Annotated in this window: 20 protein-coding genes; 4 read left to right on the plus strand and 16 right to left on the minus strand. The window is 70.1% G+C overall.

The features are described 5' to 3' along the window. Positions 1-31 precede the first annotated feature (31 nt). The 6 genes from F0357_RS06535 to F0357_RS06560 all read right to left on the minus strand — a co-directional run bounded on the left by F0357_RS06535 (position 32) and on the right by F0357_RS06560 (position 5,045). On the minus strand, positions 32-1,228 hold the full coding sequence (locus F0357_RS06535; protein WP_153479613.1) for a phage portal protein: 1,197 nt from the start codon (positions 1,226-1,228) through the stop codon (positions 32-34). A 29-nt stretch (positions 1,229-1,257) separates the two neighbouring features. Continuing rightward, the gene (locus tag F0357_RS06540) at positions 1,258-2,583 is read right to left on the minus strand and encodes a DNA-packaging protein (protein WP_153479614.1); all 1,326 of its coding nucleotides are present in this window, start codon (positions 2,581-2,583) and stop codon (positions 1,258-1,260) included. Next, on the minus strand, positions 2,528-3,040 hold the full coding sequence (locus F0357_RS06545; protein WP_153479615.1) for a hypothetical protein: 513 nt from the start codon (positions 3,038-3,040) through the stop codon (positions 2,528-2,530). The genes F0357_RS06540 and F0357_RS06545 overlap by 56 nt, the downstream gene beginning before the upstream one ends. A gap of 241 nt (positions 3,041-3,281) precedes the next feature. Continuing rightward, positions 3,282-3,827: a YcgN family cysteine cluster protein gene (locus F0357_RS06550; RefSeq protein ID WP_153479616.1), complete on the minus strand. Its 546-nt coding sequence runs from the start codon at positions 3,825-3,827 to the stop codon at positions 3,282-3,284. A 29-nt stretch (positions 3,828-3,856) separates the two neighbouring features. After that, positions 3,857-4,204, minus strand: coding sequence for a DUF1491 family protein (locus tag F0357_RS06555; RefSeq protein WP_312861482.1), 348 nt, complete (start codon positions 4,202-4,204; stop codon positions 3,857-3,859). Between the two features lie 127 nt (positions 4,205-4,331). Beyond that, the gene (locus F0357_RS06560) at positions 4,332-5,045 is read right to left on the minus strand and encodes a peptidoglycan-binding domain-containing protein (RefSeq protein ID WP_153479618.1); all 714 of its coding nucleotides are present in this window, start codon (positions 5,043-5,045) and stop codon (positions 4,332-4,334) included. Between the two features lie 455 nt (positions 5,046-5,500). Between F0357_RS06560 and F0357_RS06565 the strand changes: the two genes are divergently transcribed. From F0357_RS06565 to F0357_RS06575, 3 genes are all read left to right on the plus strand, one after another. Then, positions 5,501-5,956, plus strand: coding sequence for a hypothetical protein (locus F0357_RS06565; RefSeq protein ID WP_153479619.1), 456 nt, complete (start codon positions 5,501-5,503; stop codon positions 5,954-5,956). A gap of 488 nt (positions 5,957-6,444) precedes the next feature. Continuing rightward, on the plus strand, positions 6,445-8,595 hold the full coding sequence (locus F0357_RS06570; RefSeq protein WP_153486303.1) for an SLC26A/SulP transporter family protein: 2,151 nt from the start codon (positions 6,445-6,447) through the stop codon (positions 8,593-8,595). Between the two features lie 115 nt (positions 8,596-8,710). Beyond that, the gene (locus F0357_RS06575) at positions 8,711-9,133 is read left to right on the plus strand and encodes a SufE family protein (RefSeq protein ID WP_153479620.1); all 423 of its coding nucleotides are present in this window, start codon (positions 8,711-8,713) and stop codon (positions 9,131-9,133) included. Between the two features lie 25 nt (positions 9,134-9,158). Here F0357_RS06575 and F0357_RS25145 read toward each other — a convergent pair whose 3' ends face one another. Next, a complete protein-coding gene (locus F0357_RS25145; protein WP_312861483.1) occupies positions 9,159-9,992 on the minus strand; it encodes a DUF6456 domain-containing protein in 834 nt (277 codons plus the stop codon). After that, entirely contained in the window at positions 9,989-10,378 is a 390-nt protein-coding gene (locus F0357_RS06585; protein ID WP_153479621.1) for a helix-turn-helix domain-containing protein, read from the minus strand. The genes F0357_RS25145 and F0357_RS06585 overlap by 4 nt, the downstream gene beginning before the upstream one ends. 250 nt (positions 10,379-10,628) lie before the next feature. On the opposite strand from F0357_RS06585, the gene F0357_RS06590 reads away from it, so the two are divergent. Next, positions 10,629-10,937: a DUF6477 family protein gene (locus tag F0357_RS06590; RefSeq protein WP_246161382.1), complete on the plus strand. Its 309-nt coding sequence runs from the start codon at positions 10,629-10,631 to the stop codon at positions 10,935-10,937. 71 nt (positions 10,938-11,008) lie between these two features. Here F0357_RS06590 and F0357_RS06595 read toward each other — a convergent pair whose 3' ends face one another. From F0357_RS06595 to F0357_RS06630, 8 genes are all read right to left on the minus strand, one after another. After that, entirely contained in the window at positions 11,009-11,428 is a 420-nt protein-coding gene (locus F0357_RS06595; protein WP_153479622.1) for a Ros/MucR family transcriptional regulator, read from the minus strand. Positions 11,429-11,716: 288 nt separating this feature from the next. Continuing rightward, complete coding sequence (gene mnhG / locus F0357_RS06600; RefSeq protein ID WP_153479623.1) at positions 11,717-12,085, minus strand: monovalent cation/H(+) antiporter subunit G; 369 nt, start codon at positions 12,083-12,085, stop codon at positions 11,717-11,719. Beyond that, positions 12,082-12,471 (minus strand): cation:proton antiporter, encoded by a 390-nt coding sequence (locus F0357_RS06605; RefSeq protein ID WP_153479624.1) that lies wholly within the window; start codon positions 12,469-12,471, stop codon positions 12,082-12,084. The genes mnhG and F0357_RS06605 overlap by 4 nt, the downstream gene beginning before the upstream one ends. Then, a complete protein-coding gene (locus tag F0357_RS06610; RefSeq protein ID WP_153479625.1) occupies positions 12,468-12,941 on the minus strand; it encodes a Na+/H+ antiporter subunit E in 474 nt (157 codons plus the stop codon). Before F0357_RS06610 ends, F0357_RS06605 begins: the two co-directional genes overlap by 4 nt. Continuing rightward, entirely contained in the window at positions 12,941-14,506 is a 1,566-nt protein-coding gene (locus tag F0357_RS06615) for a Na+/H+ antiporter subunit D (RefSeq protein ID WP_153479626.1), read from the minus strand. The genes F0357_RS06610 and F0357_RS06615 overlap by 1 nt, the downstream gene beginning before the upstream one ends. Further along, positions 14,506-14,883: a Na+/H+ antiporter subunit C gene (locus tag F0357_RS06620; protein WP_153486314.1), complete on the minus strand. Its 378-nt coding sequence runs from the start codon at positions 14,881-14,883 to the stop codon at positions 14,506-14,508. The genes F0357_RS06615 and F0357_RS06620 overlap by 1 nt, the downstream gene beginning before the upstream one ends. After that, entirely contained in the window at positions 14,883-15,302 is a 420-nt protein-coding gene (locus tag F0357_RS06625) for a Na+/H+ antiporter subunit B (protein ID WP_312861484.1), read from the minus strand. Before F0357_RS06625 ends, F0357_RS06620 begins: the two co-directional genes overlap by 1 nt. Continuing rightward, complete coding sequence (locus F0357_RS06630) at positions 15,299-17,644, minus strand: putative monovalent cation/H+ antiporter subunit A (RefSeq protein ID WP_153486336.1); 2,346 nt, start codon at positions 17,642-17,644, stop codon at positions 15,299-15,301. Before F0357_RS06630 ends, F0357_RS06625 begins: the two co-directional genes overlap by 4 nt. Positions 17,645-17,713 lie beyond the last annotated feature (69 nt).

The raw sequence follows: 17,713 nt of genomic DNA on the forward strand, positions 1-17,713 counted from the left end.
CCTCGCCGAACGCACCGTGCCGCGGCCTGCGCTAAGGCGCGTCTCGCCCGTCCGACCCGCGCCTTGGCCCGTAGCCGACCGCGGCCCGCTTCTCGTCCTCGGTCAGGAAGTCGGCCGCGGCAACGCGCGCCCACAGCGCCTCGCGCTCGGCCGACAAGGCCTCGATGGCGTCGGCGTCGAAGCCAAGGCGCAGATCCGGCCCGAAGGCGGGCCCGAGCCAGGCCCCGAGCGCCGCCGCGGTGCGCCCGACGAGCGGCAGCACCGTCTGTCGCCAGAACGCCCGGTTCGCCTCCTGATAGTTCGAATAGGTGTTGTCGCCGGGAATGCCGAGCAGCATCGGCGGCACGCCGAAGGCGAGCGCGATCTCGCGGGCCGCCAGGTTCTTCGCCTCGACGAAATCCATGTCCCGCGGCGACAGCGCCATGGTGCGCCAATCGAGGCCGCCTTCGAGAAGCAACGGCCGGCCTGCGTTGCGGGCCCCGGAGAAACCCTCTTCGAGCTCCTTCTTCAGCCGCTCGAACTGGTCGTCGCTGAGATTGCCGCCCTCGCCGCCGGTATAGACCAGGGCACCCGAGGGCCGCGCCGAATTGTCGAGCAGCGCCTTCGCCCACGCCCCGGCCGCGTTGTGCACGTCGAGGCTCGTCAGCGCCGCCTCGATCGGGGCGAAGCCGTAATGGTCGTTGAGCGGATGAAACAGCGCGAGTTGCAGGATGGGGCTCAGCCCCGCTTCGTCGACGGAGAAGCGCACGGTGCGCCCGCCGACGCTGTAATCGTAGGCCTCCGGCCAGCCGTCGCGGCCGGGCACCACCTTCATCCGGTCAGGCCGCAGCCCATGGAGCTCGCGCACCTGCCCGTCGAGCGCCACCGCCTCGATATAGGCGTTGCCGGCGACGAGCAGGTGCCCGTAGACGGCCTCGAGGAAGTCGCGTCCCGCCTGACGCGGGCTCGGCCGCTCCAGAAGCGCGAGCAGCGGATGGCCCGGCCGCTCCTCGTCGCCCGCGTAGAGCAACCACGGCACCGACGCCGACGCCTCGGCCACCATCCGCACCGCCCGGTAGACGACCGGGTTGCGGGCATAGCCCTCACGGGCGAGCGCCGCATAATCCCGCGGCGTCCAGACCGGCCGGCCCGGAACGGAAAAGGCGATCAGTCCGCCCGTCCGCGACGCCTTGCGCTCGACGGACGGCCGTTCGCGCGCCGCCGCCCGGCCGCGCCACCAGTCCAGCATCCCCGCCCCCCTTGCTTGATCCTATCGTCTCAGATGCGGCGCACCTTGGGCTCGCCGCCGCGCCCGAGCATCAGGGCGGTGATCGCCCACACGAGCGCGTCGAGCCGGTCCGGCGAGCGGCCGGAGGAGAGGCCGGCTGGGCCGAAATCGCACATCTCGTCCTCGAGGGCGGGAAAGGTCCCGACATGGCGCACCCGGCCCTGCTCGTAGAGCGCGGCGACCGGCTCGGCCCGGACCCACTTGCCCCGCGTCGCCCGCACGGTCGCGACCGCGGCGGTCGGATCGACCTCGCGGATCACCGCCGTCACCATCTCGCCGCCCTGGTTGACCTCGGCGACGAGGCTGTCCGCCTCGAAGCGGCGGGCGAGCGCCACTGCGCGCTTCGCCCATTCCGCGGGCCGCAGCCCGGCCTCGCTCGCATCCGCCAGCACGTAGCCGATGCCGTCCTCGCCGAGCCCGGCGGCGACGAGGCCGCACGCATCGGCCTTGGCGCCGCTCGACGCCGGCGGGTCGATCGCCACCACGATCCGCCCGAGCGCCGGTACGTCGGCGACGCGCGCCGCCTCGATCGCGCCGCGCCGCCACAAGGCGTCGCTGCGATCCTCGATCAGCTCGCCGTCGAGTTCCTGCCGGCCGAGCCGAGTTCCGGCATAGCGGCCGACCACCGCCTCCAGGAAACCCGGCGCGAGAAAGGCCGCGTTCATCGCCGTCGAGGCCCGCGTCGCCGCGGTGCGCGGGTCGGCGAGGAGCCGCTTGACGAGCGGCACCGGGCGCGGCGTCGTGGTCGCGACCTGCCGCGGCCGCTCGCCGAGGCGAAGGCCGAATTGCAGCATGTCCCACGTCGCTTCGGCATGCCGCCATTTGGCGATCTCGTCGGCCCAGGCCGCGTCGAACTGAGGCCCGCGCAGGCCCTCCGGGTCTTCGGCGCTGAAGCCTTGCGCCACCGCCCCGTTCGGCCAGGTCAGCCGGCGGCGCGACGGCTGCCAGGTCGGCCGCTCGCCGCGCGGGTGGATCGCGAGCAGCCCGGAGACCCCTTCGATCATCACGTCGCGGACGTCGCCCAGCGTCTCGCCGACGAGGGCGATGCGCCCGGCCGGCGGCCCGCCGAGGCGGCCCATCACCGCCGCCCGCACCCATTCCGCCCCCGCCCGCGTCTTGCCGGCACCGCGCCCGCCGAGCACGAGCCACGTCGTCCAGTCGCCGTCGGGCGGCATCTGGTCGTCGCGGGCCCAGAGAGGCCAATCATGGAGAAGCGCATCGAGCCGGGCGCGGTCGAGGCCGGCGACCAGGGTGCCGAATTCACCGCGCTCCGCGCAGGCGATCAAGGCGGCGCGCAAGGTCTTCGCGCAGACCATCGAGAGCGCCCTCCTCGTCCGCATCCGGCGTCTCGGCCCGCGCCGACCGATCGAGGTCGATCAGCGTTTCCAGCGTCTTGGCGAGCACCGCGAGGGTTCTGGCGTCGCGCTCGCCCGTCGCGCCCGGCTCGCCGACCCGCGCCTCGATCTCGGCGACCTGCCGCTCGAAGGCGTCGGTGAGGCGCTTGACCAAGGCGGCGCGGTCGGCCGGCTCGGCCGCACGCCCCGCCACAACTCCCCCCGCCTTGCCGGCCCCGGAGGCGCCGCCGCCGCGCTTCCGCCGCCGCGGCGGCCGCCCGGAAGCGCCCGCGTCGTTCGATTTGGTTTCGACCGGCGGCGCCCCCGCGAGGCGCCATCCGGCGGCTGCGGCATGGCGCACCAGCCGCGCCGCCGGCCAGCCCGACAATCCCGCGAGTTCGGCGATCGAGGCGCCCCCCGTCTCGAACAGAGCCTGCAAGCCCCGCTCACCGGGCGGAACCCTATTCGCTCTACCGGACCCACCGCAGGCTACCGATCCGCCGTGCTTCCCGCCGTGGCGACACCGCCCGAGGCCGTGTCCCCGATCCGGCCGGCCGGGCGCCTCCGCGCCCCGCCCTGCCGCCGCCCGCACGTGTTCGATCATGCCGAGACCCTAGCGGATCAGCGGCACGCTGTAAAGGACTAAAATCCTAGTATCGGAAAATTTTCTCTCTATCCGCTCAGGCCCGGCGCCGGCCAATCACGGATTTCAAGGCCTTCGCCGCCGGCCGCCGCGGCGAAATCCCCGCCCGCGGCACCCGCGCCGGCCATTCCACCAGATGGTTCTCGTAGTCTTCGAGCACGATTCCGGTCTCGTCGACGACCCGGTCGCGCACCGAGATGCCGGCCGCATGCACAGTCTCGGGATCGCCGGAGACGAGCGGATGCCACCAGGGCAGGTCCTTGCCGTCCGCCACCAGCCGGTAGCCGCAGGTCGGCGGCAGCCAGCTCAGGGTGCGCACCTCCTCAGGCGTCAGCGAAATGCAATCGGGCACGATCTCGGCCCGGTTCGGATAATTGGTGCAGCGGCAGGTGCCGTGGTCGAGCAGCTTGCAGGCGACGTTGGTCCAGGCGATCGCGCCGGTGTCCCAGTCCTCGAGCTTGTTGAGGCAGCAGCGGCCGCAGCCGTCGCACAGCGATTCCCACTCGGCCTCGCTCATCGCCTCGAGCGTCGTCGTGCGCCAGAACGGCGCCTCCGCCCCCTCTCGATCCGCCTCGCCGGCCATCTCGGTCGTCCTTCTATAGTGCCGGCCGCTCAGGCGCCGGGCGCGAGGTCGAGGAAGGCGCGCCCCGCCCGGTCCTCGATCTCGACGATCCACAGGTCCGGATCGAACGAGGCCTCGCGGGCGAGGCGGGCGTTCGCCGCCGCCTCCTCCATGCGGGCGCCGAGGCACTCGAACTGGCGGTCGATCCCCTCGCCGGGTTCGACCATCGCCTGCGGTGCCGGTCCGTAGAGATCGACCGTGCCGTCGAGCCGGTTGATCTTGACGAAGATCGCGCCCGCCTCGCCGGCGCCGCGCCGCACCACTGCGGCGAACGCGCCTTCCACCTGGCAACGCCGCAGATAGGCGCCGACCCACAGCGACGACAAGACCCTCGGCACGAACGCGTCCCTCGCAAGCTTCGATCTTCGGAAAAGAGAAGGCGGCCTCGAGGCCGCTGCCCCGTCTGGACACCGGTTCGCCCGCCGGGTCAAGGGCCGGCGCGAGCGCGGCCGGTCGCCGGTCGCGTCACGCCTTCGGCATGCCGCCGATCGCGATCAGGGTCTGCACGAGCTTGGGATCGATCGAATCGCCTGCCGGCAGGCCGTGGTCGGTGCGGAAGCGGCGGATCGCGCTCGCGGTCTGGCCGCCGAGCCGGCCGTCGATCTTGAGCGGACCGTAACCGAGATCGGCAAGCGCCCGCTGGACGCGCTTGACGTCGCCACGGCCGCCGTCCGCAGTCTTGCCGTTGTCCGCCGTCTGCGGCGCGGCGATGAGGACGCGGGCGAGCAGCGCCTCGCTCGGTTCGCCGGTTTGCGGCAGCCCTTGGGCCGACTCGAAGGCGCGGATCGCAGTGATCGTCGAGGCGTCGAGCGCGCCGGTCGCCGAGCCCACCTCGTAGCCGCGATCGGCGAGCGCCGCCTGGATGTCGCGCACCAGCGCCGAGCGTCCGGCATTCGCCGGCGCGATGGCCGCCCCCGTCGAGGCGGACGTCGTCCCTTGGGCGGAGGCGACATCCGCTCCGGCGGCGAGGTTCGGCCGGGTGGTGAAGAGAGGCGCCGGGTGCTTGCCCGGCTGCATCAGCGCGACGTTCGCATAGACCGCGCCGAACGCCACCGCCCCGCCAACGATCGCCAGCACCGGCACCGGATGGGCGATCAGCCCGGCCCCGGCCGCCCCGGCGAGGCGCACCACGAGGCGACGGCGCGGCGCCTGCTTCCGGCTGCTGCTGCGCTTGCTCATCGCGCCTCCCCCGCGCGCGGCCGATGGCGCACGCAAGCAAGGCAGCCGCCCGCACGGGCCCGCCACGCTTCGCGCCGCTGTCGGAAGGGAGACGCCGTCATCGATCCTCGTCGGTCTGCGCCGAAATCCCGGCCGAACGGGCGGAGAGCCGCCCGCTCCGGACACCGATTCCGGCCTCTCGATCCTCGGAAGGACGGTGCCAGCGGCGGCTTAAGGAAGGCTGAAGCGGACCGGAGCCGGCCCCCCGTCGCCCATGGCCGCGCCGCTCGCCGTGTTCCACAGGCCCTGTCGAAAACGGGGATAGCTCGAATTGTCACGATCGGAAAAACCGCTCCTTCAAGGCCCGGGTGCGAAGGTCGCCTCGCGGGCGCCCGTGCGACGGGCGGGACGGCGGCTGTGGACACACAACCGGACGCCGGCAGCGGAGACGGCTGCCCGGCGCGAAAGAGGCTGCGATGTTCTTTGTGCTCAGGTGTCTGTTCTGGCTCGGCCTCGTCTTCATCGTGGCGCCGATTCTGTTTCCAGGCTCGAAGTCCCACGTGCCCCAGATCCCGACCGTCTCGACCGAGAGCGTCTCCGCGAGCGCTCCGGCACAGGCGGCCGCGGAGGGGATCGCCGGCCTGTCCGCCGCCGACGTCGTCGCCGGGGCCGGCAAGGTCGCGTCCTTCTGCGACAGTTCGGCCGGCGTCTGCGAAGGCGCGATCGGCGCCCTCAACAAATTCGGCGACGCCATCGGCCAGGGCATCGACATGATCGCCGGCCACGGCGCCGACGGGTCGCGATCCGGTCAGGCCTCGGGCGACGCCACCGCCCTCGATCCCGGCCTGCGCGGCACGCTCACCGCCGCCGACCGCGCCGAACCCTGGCACGGCAAGCCGAAGAAGGCCGACCGCACCGAGCCGCAAGGCTGATCCGAGCCCGGCGCTAAATCGGCTATCGCTTCCGAGCGGAGGCATCGGCTCGATCGGGCCCCCGAACGAGGGCCCTTGCCGCGCTTCCCCAGGCCTCCGCCGACAAGCGAGCCGGGCGCCGGAGGCGTTTCTCCCTTCGAATCAAGTCTTCCGATCCCCCCGGCGATGCCCCCCGCGCGCCCACGACGACCGTGCCGCCGAACGCCCCGAATGTGAAAGGGGTGTCGAAATTCGCGACTCGGAAGTCTAAGTCTCGCTTGCCAAACCATATGACCTTGGACATTCTGTTCGCACAGCATCTCGACCTCCCCGAGATCGCTCTCCCCAATGCCGGCGGCTGTTCAATGGGACACGTGTTCTCTGCGGCTTTGCCGCGGCAAGTTGAGGCCGGCATGAGCGCTGCCTCTATTCATCGATCTACGATCCGTCTCCGCGCGGCCTGAAGGCTTCAGATGTCGAAGCCGCTCGATAAACTCCTTCCGCCCGCGATGTTGGGCTTGATTGCCGGCCTGGATGGTCTCGGCACCAGCTTCGCCTTCGCGGCGTTGATCTTTTCGGGTCCCGTGGCCGGCGGCTTCGGCATGGGTCTCAATGTCTTCCTGCTGAGTTGCAGCCTGCTCGCCGCCTATTGCGCCTGGCGGAGCGATTATCCGGCCACCGTGGCGCAGGTGCAGGAAACCAGCATCGCCATTCTCGCCACGGCGAGCGCGACGGCCGTGGCCTCGATGCCGTCCGCCGATCCGCAGCAGAAAATCGCCACCGTCTTCATGATCCTCGCCGTCAGCTCGGTGGGATCGGGCGTGCTGTTCTATCTCTGCGGTCGCTTCCGCTTCGGCGATCTCGTTCGCTTCCTCCCCTTCTCCGTCGTCGCGGGCTTTCTCGCCGGCTCGGGATGGCTGCTGATCGACGGCGCGCTTCAGATGATCTTCGGCGAGCGCTCTGCGATCGCCGCCGTGGAATCCGTTTCCGATCCGGCGGTGATGGGGATCTTGGTGCCGTCGCTCGTCCTCGCGGTCGCCCTGACCTGCTGCCTACGCTTTTCGACGAGCCCGTTCGCCGTCCCCGCGACGATGCTTCTGTCGATCGTTCTGTTCTATCTCGGCCTCCGGATCGCGGGCATTTCGACGGAGACCGCCCGGGCATGGCATTGGCTTCCGCATCTCGCCGCCGTCGCAAGCGGGAACTCTCTGCCCTCCCCGGCTCAGATCGTTTTCGGCAGTGATTGGCACGCGGTCCTCGGCGTGCTCCCGACGCTGATTGCCGTCCCGTTCATTTCGATTGCGGGGCTGCTCTTGAACATCAGCGGGTTGGAGGTCGCGGCCGGTCGAGACATCGACGCCAACACCGAGCTGAGGGTCGCCGGACAAGCCAACATTCTGGTCGGCGTTGCCGGTGGTGCGTCCGGCTTCACCGGCCTCGGCATGACGCTCCTCGCCAAGAAGCTCGGCGTGAAGGGGCGTTCCGCCGGGTGGGTGACCGCGGCTTTCATCGCCGTCGCCGTCCCCTTTTCAGCCGAATTGGCCCAGGACATTCCCCTCTTCGTCGCCGTCGGGCTGATGATGATGCTCGGCGTCGAACTCCTCTACGATTGGGCGATCCTGTCGCGGAAGACGCTGCCGAGGCTCGAATGGGCCGTCGTCGTGGCCATCCTCGTGTCCATGATGCTTTTCGACTTCATGACGGGCATGGCGCTGGGCCTTCTCTTCTCCGTCGTCACGTTCGTCTACAATTATGCGCGGCTTCCGGTCGTTCGCCTGGCCGCGAGTGGTCGCGACCGGCGCAGTTCCATCGACCGCTCCCCGACCGCCACCCATGCCCTGCACGAGCAAGGCGATCTCATTCACATCGTGGAGCTCCAGGGCTACCTGTTCTTCGGCACCGTGGAGCAGGTGATCAAGGCCATTCAGCACCGTTTTACCTGCGGACCGGCGCCACGCATTCTCGTTCTCGATTTTTCGAAAGTGAGCGGGATGGACTTCGCCGCCATCTCGGCGTTCTCCAAGATCTTCAACATGTCGATTGCTTCGGCGGCGGACGTGGTTCTGTCGCCCGCCTCGACGGACGCGCACCGCGTGCTGGCGCGGTACCGTCAAACCGTCACCGACGGCGCGGGCGTGGTTTCTATCGCCGACGACCTCGACCACGCGCTCGAAACGGCCGAAAGCCGGCTGCTGGCGGAATATGACGCGGCCGAAGAACGCGCCGACATCGTCTTTCAGCTCGCACGAGTCCTGGGCTCCCATCCGCGTCTTCCGCATTTGGTGACGGCGATGGACCGATTGGAAATGGCGCGCGGCGAGACCCTGATCCATGCCGGGGACCACGCGAGCGACATCTTCGTGCTGGCGTCCGGGCGGGTGGACGTGTCGGTCACCCTTCGGAGCGGCCGGAGATTGCGCCTTCGCAGCATGACCGCCGGCGCCGTGCTCGGCGAGGTCGCCTTCTATCTCGGCGGCGAACGAACGGCCGACGTCGTGATCGAGCAAGATGCGGAGCTCTATCGCCTGACGGGCTCGAAATTGCAGTCCCTCGAGGTCGACGATCCGGAGCTCGCCATTCTTGCGCATCGCCTCTTCGCCACGACGCTCGCGGGCCGCCTCGGCCTCGCCAACCGGTTGATCGAACTCACCAACGCCTGAACTTCGCGCCACCCCGCGCGTCGCGATGTCGGCGCCGGCGGCCCGAGGCTGACGCGGCATCGGTTGGCCGCGGCGGCCCGAGGCCCTATATCGGAGGCTCGGATCGAGAGGCACCATGACGCTGGACGAGATCACCGAGACCTTCGAGCTCCTCGACGATTGGGAGGAGCGCTACCGTTATGTGATCGAGCTCGGCCGCGCGCTGCCGCCTTATCCCGAGGCCGCCCGCGATGCCGAGCACGAGGTGCGGGGCTGCGTCTCCAAGGTGTGGCTCATCAGCCGCACCGAGCCCGGTCCGAACGGCCCGGTCGTCGTGTTCGAGGGCGACAGCGACGCGCTGATCGTGCGCGGCCTCGTCGCCATCACGCTGACCTTGTTTTCCGGCCGCCCGGCGTCCGAGATCCTCACCACCGACGCCGAAGCCTTGTTTTCCCGGCTCGGTCTGCGGGAGCATCTGACGCCGCAGCGTTCGAACGGTCTCAGCGCCATGGTCCGCCGCATCCGCCACGACGCCGAAACCGCCCTCGCCGCCGCTTGACGGGGGATCGCTCTCCGCGATCTTTTCACGTGATTTTGGGCCTGTAATCCGCCGTGCCCCAGTGGCGCGGTCGGGCCGTTTCAGGTCCCGCCGCGACGCGGGTGATGCCGTAATGCGCCGCGAGCCTGTCGAGGGCAAGCGCCAGGATCACCTTGGACGAGCGCGGCGGCCAGCGCCGCTCCCGCTCGACCGCCTCGAGCCCCTTGAGGAAGCAGCAGACGTCGACGAGCACGCCGGAGAGCTCGGGGCCGACGGCTTCGAGCGCAGCATTCATCCGCGCCCGCGCCTCCATCGCCATGTCCCCGAGATCGCCGAGACCGCCCCGGACGCCGGTGCGGCGCATCCGGCTCCCGGTCGCCTCCCACGTCTGGGTGATGCGCGGCGTCAAGCCGCCCTTGGTGAAATCGAGCCGCAGGCGCTCGGCCGCAGCGAGTTGCGCCGCATCGATCCAGGGCCGCCCGTCCGGTCCCGGCCGGCGCGACAACCAGCCGAGCGGGCTTTCGGCGAGATCGACCGAAACCGCGCTCATGCCGCCGGCCGGGTCCGGCCGGACCTCGCGCGCGATCGCACCGTGCTGGGCGCGGAACGCTCCCTCGCCGCCGGCGAGCGCCCGCCTGAGCCAGGCGAGCCCGGCCTCGGTGGCCTGCACCGCGTCCTCCCCGACCCGCACAACGAGATCGTCCCGCACCATCGCCGCGAGCGCGCCTGCTGCGATCGTCACCGCGCCGCGCTCGCCCCGCGCGATCCGAACCCGCGCGCCCCGCGCCATCACCGAGCCGGTCGCCCGTTGCAAGAGCTTAAGCACGGCGCAGGCGTCGGCGGCCGCGCTCGCGTCCGCCCGCTTGGCCGCCGCGCTCACCGCGCCGCCTCCCCGCAAGGGCCGCGGCTCGTGTGGGCCCAGCCGCGCAACGCCGCCTCGACCGCCGCCACGCGCCGCTCGACCTCCGGGTCGTCGCGGCGGTCCTCGACCACCCGGCAGGCATGGGCCGCGGTCGTACGATCGCGACCGAACAGCCGGCCGGCGCGGTTGAGCGACAGCCCGGCCACCGTGTGGGCCGAATAGATCGCGACCTGCCGCGCGAAGGCGATCGGCGCGGTCCGCCGCGTCGGCGCCACGAGTTCCCCCGGGGCGAGCCCGAACGTCACCGCCACGGTCGCCTCCAGGAGCCGACGCAGCACGTCCGGCCCGAGCCGGCCGAGCCCATCGCCGTCGGCGACCCGCCTCATATCATCCTCACCGTTCATCGCGAACCGCTCCCGATCGTCGCAATAGGATTAATTACCTATTTCTAGTTCACGACAAGAGGGAGGGGGACAAGTTTCGGACAGAAACGCCGCTCGCGGCTGGCCGGCACGGCCGTGCGCTCCACCGACAAAGGCAAGCCAGCAAATACGGAACAGCCGCCCACCGGCGGCTTCCCGCAGGATCTTATCCCCCCGCTGCGCTGGCGCGCGACAATGCCCCCGCAAACGGCGGCGCGATACGGAGGGGGAGATGGCGGCGATGGGCCAGCGCGAGACGGCGCGACGGCGGGGCGGGTGGCGGCCGCAGCTCCTGCTCGATGAGAGATCAAATTCCTACGATCGTACGACAACGCTCCCGCGTCTGCTGCCGCACTGGCCCGGCGATCTCGCCGACCCCGGCCCGGACATCGTGCGCCGCCTTGAGCGGGCTTTGCGGGCCGAGCGGCGCAAGGGGCGGGCGGGCCAAGCGGCCTACGATCTCGAGCGGCATATCGCCCTGGTGCACGCGCTCGCGGCCGAACGCGGCCAGACCCGCTCCGCCCGCCGGCCGACCCCGTAAGCGCGCGACGCTAAATAGAACGGGGCCGGTGGATCGCTCCACCGGCCCCGAAGACGTCGCGTCGATCGATCTCAGGCTTCGTCGCGCTTGCGCTGCTGACCGAGGCCCATCTTCTTGGCGAGGTCCGAGCGGGCCGCGGCATAATTCGGGGCGACCATCGGATAATCGGCCGGCAGGCCCCAGCGCTCGCGATAATCCTCGGGGGAGAGGTCGTAGTGGGTGCGCAGGTGGCGCTTCAGCGACTTGAACTTCTTCCCGTCCTCGAGGCAGATGATGTAGTCCGGCGTGACGGACTTCTTCACCGGGACGGCCGGCTTCAGCGGCTCCGCCGACGGCGCGACGGTTTCGCCGTTGGTCTGGCTCAGGGCCGCATAGACCTGGCCGATAAGGGCCGGCAGATCCTGCGCGGAAACCGTGTTGTTGCTGACATACGCCGAGACGATGTCCGCGGCGAGGTCGATCAGGACCGCATTGTCCGTATTGTCGCTCATCTTCTCCATCCTTCTTGCGCCTCCCGCCCCTCGTCCGCCGCACCGCGAAGCAGGACTTCGCACCGCGCTCAACGCACGAGGATCGAGCAGACTGAAACCGACCAAAGCGTCTGACGCTCTATTGCGAACGCAGGCATAATCCTCTTCCGCCGTCACCACAATACGCGCCGATGGCAGATGAGTTGTTCTTTACCCGGAACCTTGAGTTAATGTCGGTACTCCGATCTTTCCACCACGAGATCGCACGAAAAATTGAGCCGCCTTCGCGCGGTGGAGAGGCGGCTCGCGTCAGCCCTCACGACCGTGGGCCTTGGCGGACTCGGCGAGGCCCTCGGCGGCGCGGGGATCGATCCGCGTCCCCGGAAGCGGCCGATAGCCGGCCAGGAACGCCGCGCGGGCGAGCAGATGCGCCGAGATCGGCGCCGTCATGAACAGAAAGACGATGCCCGCGACGGCCCGGGTCGCCACCCCGGCGTCCCCCGAATGACAGGCGATGGCGATGAGCGCCAAGCCGGCGCCCGCTGTTCCGGCTTTGCTCGCCGCATGCATGCGCGTGTAGAAATCGGGAAAGCGCAGCACACCGATGGCCGCGAGGAGCGAAAACGTCGCCCCGGCGACGAGGAGAAGACCGCTCGCGATCTGCAACACGGCGTTCATGGTGCGGCCTCTCCCTTCGCCTGGCGCCCCGCCTGATCCCCGGACGTCGTCGCGGACTCGGCTGCGTCGGCATCGTCCGGTTCGTCGCCGAAATCGGCCCGGGCCCTCGATCCGCCGTGGGTCAGCACGAAGCGGGCGAGCGCGACGGTCGACAGAAATCCGACGAGCGCGAGCGCGATCGCCACGTCGAGATAGAGGAATTCCCCCGCTGCGATGGAGATCGTGGCGATGAAGCCGACCGCGACCGTCACCAGCATGTCGAGGGCGAGCACACGGTCGGGCAGTGCCGGGCCGCGCACGATGCGGATGGTGATGAGCAGGAACGCCGCCGCCAGCATGAACAGTGCGATGTGGCTACAGATCTGCGCGAAGGCCGCCGCATTCATCGCAGAGCCTCCAGGATGCGCCGCTCGAAGCCGTCACGGATGCCGGCGATGACCGCGTCGGGGTCCGGCGCGTCGATGCAATGGACAAAGAGAAAGTGCCGGTCCGCCGACACGTCGACCGAAAGGGTGCCGGGGGTGAGGGTGATCGCGTTCGCGAGCAGCGCGATCTCGAGGTCGGTCTCGGCTGTCAGCGGCAAGGCGATCAAGGCGGGGCTGAACGCGATCTTCGGCCGGAGCACGAGGCTCGCGACCCGCACCACCGATTTCGCGAGTTCGGCGAGAAAGACGAAGAGGAGGAGCGCGATCCGTCGGGCCCGACGGAAATAGCGCGCCGGGCCGACCCGGCCGGCGACCAGCGACAGCGCGAGCGCGCCCAGGATAAAGCCGAACACGACGTTCGGCGGCGTGAACGTGCCCGTCAGCGCGGCCCAGGCGAAGGCGAGGAAGAGATTGCCGACGAAGAGTGCCATCAGCGGCCTCCCGGGAATACGGCATTGAGATAGGCCGCCGGATCGATGAGCCCCGCCGCCGCACGGCGGGCGAGCGCCGCGAGCGGTTCCGGCGCGAGCCCGATCACCACCACGAGCAGGGTGAGCCCGCCGAGACCGGCGAGGGTCGCCGCCGGCACCGATGCGCCGGCAGCCCCGTGCGGGGTGAAGCCCGCCGGCGCCGGCTTCCAGAAGGCGATGAGCCAGATGCGCCCGAGGGCGAGGGTCGACAGGAAGCCCGCACCGAGCATCGCGGCCGCGAGCCACGGCCATTCCCCGTCGAGGGCGGCCGAGACCAGCATCGCCTTCGGCCAGAAGCCGGAGAAAGGCGGCAAGCCGGCGATCGCGAAGGACACCACGAGGAAGAGGGCCGCAAAGAGTGGCATCGCCCGCCACAGCCCGCCGACCTCGCCGAGCATCGAGGTCCCGGCATAGCGCTCGACCGCGCCGACCGCGAGATAGGCCGCGCTCATCGCGAGCATCGAATGCACCGCGTAGAATGTCGCCCCGGACAAGCCGGCCGTGCCGCCGATCGCGAGGCCGGCGAAGATGTAGCCGATGCCGGAGATGACGAGGAAGCCGAGGGCGCGGCGGATCTCCGCCTGCGCGAGCGCGAACAGCGCGCCGGTGAGCATGGTCAAGGCGGCGACGACGGCGATCAGATCGGCGAGGACGACGCGCTCGGCCGGCATCAGCATCACCAGCACGCGCAGCAGCGCATAGGCGCCGACCTTGGTGAGAAGCCCGGCGAACACCGCGGCGACCGTGATCTTCGGCGTGTGATAGGAGGCCGGCAGCCAGGCGTTCACCGGGAAGGCCGCGGCTTTCATGCCGAACGCTACCACAAAGAGCGCGGCGATCGTCGCGATCGGAGCGCCTTCCGGCAGCGCGCGCACCTTGAGCGCGATGTCCGCCATGTTGAGGGTGCCGACGAGGCCGTAGAGATAGCCGATCGCGATCAGGAACAGCGTCGTCGCGATCAGGTTGAGGAAGCCGTATTTGACCGTGCCGTCGACCTGACGCGGCTCGCCGCCGAGCACGAGGAGGCCGAACGAGGCGATCAGCAGCACCTCGAACCAGACATAGAGGTTGAAGAGGTCGCCGGTCAGGAACGAGCCCGAGACGCCCGCGCTCATCAAGAGCAGGAACGGATAGAACCCGAAGCGCCTCCGCTTCTCGCCGATGTCGACGATGCCGTTCAAGGCGCCGGCGAGCGTCACCAGCGCGGCGACGAGCGCGAAGAGCGCGCCGAGGGCGTCGACCGTGAAGGCGATGCCGAACGGCGGCAGCCAGCGCCCCATCACCATGACGACGGGGCCTTCGGCGAGCGTCCGGGCGAGCAGCGTCGCGTCCGCCGCCGCGACCAGGATGAGCACCGCGATCGCGATGATGGGCTGCAAGCGCCAGGCATTGCGCAGCATCACGCAGACAGCCCCGGCCACGATCGGCAGGACGACCGGCACGATGACGAGCCAATCGCGCAGCGGCGTCGCGGCGAGGTTCATCGCCTTGGCGAGATCGACCGCCTCTCCGGCCCCGAGCGCCATCAGTAGCCCTCCGGCGGCAGCGGGGAATGTTTGGGCTCGGCGAGGCGCATGGCGTCGACGTCGTCGTGGCCGGTCTCCTGGTTCGCCCGGTAGGCGAGCACGAGGAGGAAGGCGAAGAAGGAGAACGAGATCACGATCGCGGTGAGAATCAGGGCCTGGGGCAACGGATTGGCGATCGCGCCCGCGGGCATGGACGCCTCCGGCGGGATCACCGGCGGCGATCCGCGGGTGAGCCGTCCCGCGGTGAAGATCAAGAGGTTGGTCGCGTTGCCGAGGATCGCGACGCCGAGCAGCATCCGCACGATGCGGCGCGACATCAGGAGATAGAAGCTCGCCGCGAAGAAGACGGCGACGGCGAAGGTGAAGCCGGTCTCCATCATGCGCCTCCGTCGTCCTCGAGGGCGAGGAAGATCGCGCTGATCGAGCCGAGCACGACGAGATAGACCCCGATGTCGAAGACGAGGGGGGTGGAGAGATCGACCTTGGTGCCGACGAGGTCGATCGTAAGCCAGTGCGCGGTCAGAAACGGGGTCCCGGACGCGAGCGAAGGCAGGCCGGCGGCGGCGGCGAGCACGAGCCCGAAGGCGGCGATCGAGATCGGATGGACGCGCAGCGACCGGCGCACCGATTCGACCCCCTTGGCGATGCCGAGAATCGCGAAGGCGGACACCGCGATGAGCCCGCCGATGAAGCCGCCGCCCGGCTCGTTGTGGCCGCGCAGCAGCACGAACACCGAGAAGAGCAGCATCAGGCTCGTCAGATAGGGGGCGAAGGTGCGGAAGATCAGCGTGTTCACGGCGCCCCTCCTCCGCTGCGGTGGCCCGAGCGCAGATGGATCAGCGCGAGGATCGCGAGGCCCGTCACCATGACGACCGCGATCTCGCCCAGCGTGTCGAGGCCGCGGAAGTCGACGATGATGACATTCACGATGTTGCGCCCGTGGGCGATGGTGCGGCTGTAGGTGGCGAAGAAATCACTGAGCTCGGAGTTGAAGGGCTGCGCCAACACGCGCGACAGCAGCCGGGCGAAGCCGATCCCGAGCGCGATGGCGAGCGCCCCGTCGCGAAGGCGCTCGTGCAGCGGCCGATGCTCGCTCGGCGCCAGATTGAGCCGCGTCATGACGAGCGCCAGGATGACGACCGACAGCGTCTCGATCATGAACTGGGTGAACGAGAGGTCCGGCGCGCCGAACAGGAGGAACACGACGGCAACCGCGAAACCCTGGATGCCGAGCGAGACGATCGAGACGAGCCGGCTCTGCGCCGCGACGACCGCGACGAGCCCGATCACCGCGATGCACAACATCATCGCGCCGGAAATGTCGACCCCGTCCTCGCGGCCGTGAACCGGCAGCCCGCCCCATTCGCCGACGACGAGCGGTACGACGAGAAGCGCGGCCACGATCGCTCCGGCCGCGACGTTGATGTAGGTCTCGAGTCGGCCGCGGTGGAACACGCGGAGGCCGAGCCGGGCGAGCCGCACCAGCGCCGGAACGAGGCGGTCGAAGGCGGCGTCCGGTCCGAAGCGCCAGCGCGCGCCGAAGCCTTCGAGCATCCCGCGGATCGGGCCGGCCTTGAGGAACAGCAGCACCGCGAGCGCGATGGTCGCGACCGAGAGGGCGAAGGCCGGAAACAGCGCGTGCGGCACCAGCGAGAGGTGGACCTCGACCGGCCGCCCCGCGAGCGCGGCGACAAGCGGTACGACGAGCCGGGTCTCGCTCCAGGCGGTCGCGAGCGCCACCGCGAGGCCGGCGAGAGCGAGGAGAAGTGGGCCGAGGAGCAACGACGGCGGCGCCTCGTGCGGGTGCTTCGGCGTCTCACGCTTCGCACCGAAGAACGGCGTGATCGCCACGACACCCGCCGCCGCCCCCATCATGGCGTTGCCGAGAAAGGCGACGACGAGGGCGAGGAGGAGAGCCGCGCCGCCGTGGGCGGTCGCCTCGTAGATCGCCTCCTTGGCGATGAAGCCGACGAGCGGCGGCAGGCCGGCCATCGAGGCGGCGGCGAGGACGGCCGCGAGCGCCGTCAGCGGCAGCGCCTTCGCGAGCCCGCCGAGCCGCGTCACGTCCCGCGTGCCGGCCTCGTGGTCGACATTGCCGGCGACCATGAAGAGCCCGCCCTTGAAGAGCGCGTGGGCGATCAGATAGAGCGCCGCGGCGATCTTCGGCGCTTCCCCGGGCAGGCCGACGAGAAGAACCAGGAGCCCGAGCGAGGCGACGGTGGTCTGGGCGAGGATTTGCTTGAGGTCGCGCTGCCGCAGCGCCATCGCCGCTCCGTAGAGCAGGGTCGCCCCGCCGAACACCGGGAGCAGGATCGACCACGCCGTCGTCTCGCCGAGCATCGGCGACAGCCGCATCAGGAGATAGACACCGGCCTTCACCATCGTCGCCGAATGGAGATAGGCGGAGACCGGCGTGGGCGCCTCCATGGCGTTCGGCAGCCAGGCGTTGAACGGCACCTGGGCGGATTTCGTGAACGCCCCGGCGAGCACCGTCAGCAGGATCGGCCAATAGAGCGCGTGCCCGCCGAGCGAGCCGGCCGATATCGCCGCGTTGAGCCCCGAAAGGCCGGTCGCGTGACGGATCATCAGGAGACCGGCGAGGAGCGCGAGCCCGCCGCCCCCGGTGATCACGAGGGCCTGGAAAGCGGCCCGCCGGGCCGCCTCGCGCTCGTGGTCGAACCCGATCAAGAGGAACGAGCTGATCGACGTCATCTCCCAGAACACGAACAGGGAGAGGAGATCGTCGGCGAGGACGAGACCGAGCATCGCCCCCATGAACAGGAACAGGAAGGCGAAGAAGCGGCCCTGGTCCTTGTGCCCGGCGAGATAGCCGCCGGAATAGACGACGACAAGCGTCCCGATGCCGGTGATGAGGAGCGCGAACAGAAGCGAGAGGCCGTCGAGGGCGATCGCGTAGCGCACCCCGAACGAGGGCACCCAGTCGCGCCCCGCCTTCAAAACCTCGCCCGCGGCAACCGCGTCGAGAAAGCCGAGAAGGTTCAGGAAGAGCCCGAACGGCACCAAGGCAAGCAGCCATCCCGCCCGCGCGCCGAGGAGGCGGACCACGGCCGGTGCGACTGCGGCCGCCGCGAAGGGCGCCAATGCGAGAGGGAGCAGGGTGTCGATGGAGCTCGGCATCATACTCCGGCGTTCGGACGGCGGGTTTTTCCCGTCCTATCGGCGCAGCGCCGCCGGAGCAAGGAAAAG

This window comes from Segnochrobactrum spirostomi (assembly GCF_009600605.1).
Classification (GTDB): Bacteria; Pseudomonadota; Alphaproteobacteria; order Rhizobiales; family Segnochrobactraceae; genus Segnochrobactrum; species Segnochrobactrum spirostomi.